At 24.5% G+C, this 6,385-nt stretch carries 1 protein-coding gene; it reads right to left on the minus strand.

Translation table 11 applies throughout. The features are described from left to right. Nucleotides 1-365: 365 nt before the first annotated feature. Nucleotides 366-6,113: a DUF3320 domain-containing protein gene (locus tag MBCUR_RS00455; RefSeq protein WP_067088849.1), complete on the minus strand. Its 5,748-nt coding sequence runs from the start codon at nt 6,111-6,113 to the stop codon at nt 366-368. Between the last annotated feature and the right edge of the window lie 272 nt (nt 6,114-6,385).

Raw genomic sequence — 6,385 nt, forward strand, 5'->3', positions numbered from 1 at the left:
ATAATATTATTATTAATTTTATTTATTATTTCTGTTTTGTTTGTAGTACTAATTTATATTACTTTTATGAAATTTTTTAATAATTAAAATCTTCTATATTAATATAATTTTAATTATTTTTATTACCATTTAATTTATTTTTTCTTTATATAATATAAGAACATATGTTAATAAGCTAATTTAGAGATTAATAATCTTATTTTTAATAAAAAAATATAAAAAATTGTTTATTTTTAATATAAACAAGAATTTCTATTTTATATGCTTATTATCTCCAATTATGCTCTTTTTATCTATTTAATTAATTTAATAAATATTAACCCTTTAATTAATTTTTTTTTATTAAAATAAATATTGCTTTAATATTATTTAAAAAGTCTAAGAGTGTTAGATTCTAAAAAAAGCTTATTTGCATCTACTAAATTGTCGATTATAGATTGGATTTTTCCAGAAGTCTTTTTTGATATTGATTTAAAACCAAAATTTTTACCAGTTAATTTAATGGCTTGTTTAACATCAATAGGCGAATTATTTAAAATAACAAATTTAAGACTTTCTTCAATCTCTTTATCTGAAATAATGTCTAAATTTGGTTTTTCACGCATTCTAATGGCAATCTTATGATTTTTATTTAAAAATATAAATTCTCCATCCATATGAATTTCATTTTCATCAACAGATTTTAAAATAGATTCATTAACAATTTTTTTAAGTTTAACTCCTGATCTTTGCATATGATAATTGTCTCTAACCCTTAAAATAAGCTCAGATATATGAATTGGTCCTTCAATTTCAACAATTTTATTAACTGTTTTTGTAATTTCACTAATTGGAGTAGTATAAAAATCTTTATTACTTGGAACTAAATTTAAAGCCATTTTATAACTTGTAATATTTATTTCATTGTTATTTACTTTCTTTTTTGCTATATTTCCTTCATTCAATATTTGTGAGTTATCAATATTTGAATAGCTACTATTTAGTTCTTTTTCATCTAATTTGCGACTTAAATCAAAATTTGTTATATTAAAATCTTCATTTATATTCTCATCAAAGTCAAATTCAGTATCTTTGAAATTTTCATCTATAAATTCATCTAAATTTAAGCCTAAATCTAATTCAGCATCAATTTTACCAATTGAATTATTATTACTACTACTATTACTATTATTATCATAACTACTGCTATGATTACTATTATTATAATTATTATAACTATTATGCTTTATTTCTGTAATGTTTTTGTTTGTATCTTTATTATTTTCTTCTTTTTCTTCTTCTTTTTCTTCTTTATTCTCTAATATTAAATTAATTTTTGAATCTAATTTAGAAATAAAATTAAGTTTATCTATATCATTAACATAAGTAATATTCTTATCAGAATCATAATTTTTAATTTTAATATTCTCTTCATATAAATTTTCACATTTATTCTGATTTTTTAAATGGGTGATATAGTTCTCTTTATCAATTTCATTTAATGCACTACTCTCATTTTCTTGAATTTCTTCAATTTGTATTTCTTCTCGTTGTGTTTTATTTTCATCTATTTCTTCTTCAATTTCTTTAATTTCTTTAATTTCTTCAACTTTATTGTTTTCTATTTTATCTAGGTTTTTTTGTATTTTATGATCTTTTTCCATGTCGTCTTGGTTTTTTAATTCAAATTCTCCATTAAGAAAATTTTCTTCATAAGTATCATTATTTTTATCTAATATTTTTAATTCTTCTTTTTTTTCTTTTTCTTTATTTTCTTCTTCTGCTTTTTCTTCTTCTGCTTTTAAATTTAAATCATCTATGTGTATTATATCTGTTTTTTCGTTGTCTTCTTCATCAGATTCAATATCATATTCTTCATATTCTTCATCATCATATTCTTCATCATCATATTCTTCATTTGAATCTTCTTCTAATTTTTCTAATTCTTTTTCTTTAGCGATTTGTGCTTCTAATGCTTCTTGTTTTCTTTGTTCCAATAATTGTTTTAGTTTTATTTTTTCTTTTTCCTTTTTTTTAACAATTTTCAATTGTTTATCTTTAGTTTTTTCAATAAAATCTAATAGCTTATTTTTTGAAAGTTCAGGGTTTCTATACCAATCTGTTGACCATAGGTGATAAATATTCCAATCTAAACCTTTTAAAACTTGATCTCTTAATCTGTCTCTGTCTCTTGAAACTCTTGAAGAAGAGTAATTTTCACTATCTAGCATAATCCCAAGTAGGTACTCTCCAGGATTATTTTCATTTACTACTGCTAAATCAATTTTAAAAGCAGCAGTTCCAACATTTTTTTCAACTTTATAATCTTCACTTTCTAAAAATGAAGCTATTGCATTTTCAAGTGAAAGAATATTCCCTTTATCTTTTTTAGGATTTATACCCTTTGAGAGATTTTCACCATATTCTAAGAAATTTTTAAGTGCTTTAAGGCCAAATGGAGGATTGTGATTTAAATGAATGTCAAAAGACTTAAAGTTTGTAAAAACAACACATTTTTCCCTTGCTCTTGTTATTAAAACATTTAATCTTCTCTCACCCCCTTCTTGGTTAAGAGGACCAAAATTATAGGTCATATTTCCCTCATTATCATATCCATAACCTACACTTATGAAAATTACATCTCTTTCATCTCCTTGGATTGTTTCAAGATTCTTAACAAAGAAATGTTTTTCTAAATTTTCAGAGAAATTTTGTTCAAGTTCAGGATTTTGTTTTCTTAAAAATTCAAGTTCTTCTAAAATTGCATTTCTTTGAGCAACTGAAAAAGTTCCCACACCTAAACTTTTTGTATCTCCATAGGTTTCAAAATGATTGATAACCTCTTTTGCAACATTTTGAGCTTCCAATCTATTAGAAGAAGTATTTCCTTTGTCATATACAGTTTTTTCATCATACTTTAATTTTAAACCTAAGTCTTCATTGGTGTGACTTGGTGATGGATAAACCAATAGCTCACCATCATAGAATTCTTGATTTGAGATGTTAATTAATGATTCATGTCTACTTCTATAATGCCACTTTAACATTTTAACAGGAAAAGACATTTTACATAAATGAAGAATACTTTCCATATCAATGGCTGTAGCGATTTCTTCATCTGATTCATCAGATACAACTTGATCAAAAAATGATGTGGGTGGAAGCTGTTGGGTATCACCCATAACAACACCTGTTTTAGCCCTTAAAAATGCACCGAGGGCATCTTCAGGTTTAACTTGACTTGCCTCATCAAAGATTACAACATCAAATATTAACTTTTCATTCATAGGATCTAAATATTGAGCAATGGAAAGTGGACTCATCATAAAACAAGGTTTAATTTCTTTAATGATTCCTCCAGCTTTTTCTAATAGCTTTCTAAGTGGAATATGACCAGATTTTCTTGTAAATTCTCCAGCTAAAACCTTAGCTTCTTCGTTATCTGTTGCACCATAAATTTTTGGAATATTCTCATTTAACTTGTTGAATATTCTTTTTCTATTGATTTCTAAGATTTTTTTATCTAATTTTCTAAATTCTTTAATTTTATTACAGTGTAGTTCTCCAATAAATTGATTTAAGTATTCATTCTCTCTAAACAATATATTTAAAAGCCCATCAGCAAAATTACCATACACCAAATATTTAATATCTTCCTTTTTAATTTTTCTTTTTTCAATTACTTTTATAAACTCAATGGACACAGGATTAGTTATATTTCTCTTTGTGTTAAGATATTGTGAGAAAAGGTGAAGTGAAGGCAGTTGAGTCTTCCAAAGATTGATTTGGTTTTCCCATTCTCTAAAGCTAACCTCTTCTTTTTCTTTTTTAAATATTAACTTAGACCTTGGATTTAACTTATTTTCCAGTCCTCTAAGTTTATTAAAAAATTTATTTCCACTTTCAAGATAATCTTTAATTTCAATGGCTCCATTTAAGTCAAATAGGCTATTCTTTAGTAAATCAAGAGTAAGATTATTAAAAGTTCCATTTTCAAGATTTTTATTAAATTTAATAATCCAATTGCTTAATTTTTCTAAATCACGGGTATTGGCATTAAGTGAATAAAGTTCACCAAAGAAACTGACTCCTAAATCATTTAATGAATCCAATTCCTCTTTTAAAATGAAATATGATTTTAAAGATTTTAAATCTTTTAAAATAGATTTATCTCCACTTATCTTTGATAAAGGACTACTTTTGTATAATTTAAGTGCTTCATCTTTACTTGGGTTTGTTGAAAATAGCTTAAATTTTTTATTTAAATGTTTTTGGAATTTAAAAATTAAATCATCAAGATCAACATCATAAATTGAATCATTAAATTTACTTAAAACTTTAGACACATCTTGATATTCTTTTAATTTATCAATTAATTCTATAGCTATTTTACTTTCATTTTTCCATGAATTATTTGTAATTATTTTTGAATCAACAAGTTCTAAATCTCTATCTTCAAGAAGTTTTAATCCTTGAAGAGTTTCTTTGTATGATTTAATGTCTTTGGCTTTTTTTATGCCATAAAGCTCATTAATTGTTTCTCCATTAAGTAAAAATTGATTAAGAGCTATTAAACTGTCTTCTAAGAACTGTTCAATTTCTCTCAAATCTCTTGGAAGCAAGGTTTTAGGATGACAATTAGTCCAAGGATTATTATCTGAGACAGTGTTATGAATTTCAGTTAGATTATTTAAATCAGCTATTATTGAATTTAATTCTTTTTTTGAAATGTTTTCAGGATTATCTATATTTACTAATGCCATGTGCCGATTAGTTTTATAAAAATGTTCATATGCAACTTCTTTTAAACCAAAAAGTTGGAAAGGAGAGATTTCATAGGCAAATGATTTTTTATGTAAAATCTCTGCATAGTCATCTAAATCCAACTTTAAGGTATCTAATCTAGTTGCAATTGAGTCAACTTCCAAGTTTTTATAAAATTTAGTGTTTAATGATTTTTCTAAATCTTTTAAAATCTTTTTTTTACGAGTTTGGTTGGAGTGAAGTTCTAAAACAAATTTCCCAAGACCAACAGATTTTAACCTATCTCTTACAACATCTAAAGCAGCCATTTTTTCACTGACAAAAAGTACAGTCTTACCATTAGCAAGTAACTCTGCAATTAAGTTAACAATTGTTTGACTTTTCCCTGTTCCAGGAGGACCTTCAACAACAAGATTTTCTCCAGACTTAACATTTTCAATAGCTGCAATTTGAGAAGAATCAGCATCAAGAACTTGATACATTGAAGCATAATTTAATACTTTGTCAATATCATCTTCTCTAAATTCATTTTCTTCTTTTATTCCTTTAGGATTAAATAATGAATCTATAAGAGAATGTTTATCTAAATTAAGATTTTTCCACCCATCTGGGTTTAAATCTTCATACATTAAAAATTTTGTAAATGAGAAAAATCCAAGTGCTATTTCATTATTTATGCTCCATTTTTTTGTGCTTCTTCCCTTTGAAATAGCTGTTTTAGCTTGTAGTAAGTAGTCTTCAATAAGTTCTACATAATTTTTCATTTTAAATTTAGGAAGTTTAACCCCTTCATTTAAAAGTTTTTCTTTAAGAGAAATGTTAGTTTCAATTTCATCTCCATTCCATTCAATTGTAAATGATTTTCCTGCTTTTTTTCTAGATAAAGTAACAGGAATTAATACCAGTGGAGCTTTTTTTATTTCATTTACTTTGTATTGATCTTTCCACTCTAAAAAACCAACAGCAAGATATAAAATATTGTATCCTTGTTCATTTAACATTAATCTTGCCTGTTGATTAATGTAAAAAAGTTTTTTTTGCAGTTCAGTAGGAGAAAGATCAGTTTTTAAAGTGGTGTCTACAGATTTAAATATACTTAAATCAATTGGAGCATATTCAAATATCTTTGATAAACGGGATTTAGGTTTATTGTAATCAATATCATTTTCAGATGCCTTGTTTGGAATAAAATACATCTTTTTTTTCTGCATAATCAAAGTATGATAAATGTTGTTAGGATTGTTTTCAATAATTTCAAGGGTTTTAGCTCGAGGTTTAAAGTTTAATAACTGATTTTTAGAACTTAAGTCTAAGAGTTTCTCCCTTAGATTTTCAAATTCTTTAATAATCCTTGAAGATGAGCTATTCATATTTATTCCTTATTTTTTGATTTAATAGATATATAAAATAAAGTTATTGGTTTAATTTGTTAATTAGTTAGTTAATTAGCTAGTTAATTAATTAGTTAATTAATTTATTAATTTCTTCTAGATATTTTAATATGATTGTATAATTTAATATTATAGAAAAAGCTTATTTATAGTAATAATTTTTATTCAATAATATAGCAATTACAAATATCAATATAAGTAAATTAATAAAATTAAATTAATAAAATTAAATTAATAGAATTGATTTAATA

Source organism: Methanobrevibacter curvatus, from assembly GCF_001639295.1.
Classification (GTDB): domain Archaea; phylum Methanobacteriota; class Methanobacteria; order Methanobacteriales; family Methanobacteriaceae; genus Methanoflexus; species Methanoflexus curvatus.

Excerpts from the sequence above, each read along its gene's own strand:
- MBCUR_RS00455 (WP_067088849.1), bottom strand. The coding sequence starts at position 6,113 with ATGAATAGCTCATCTTCAAGGATTATTAAAGAATTTGAAAATCTAAGG.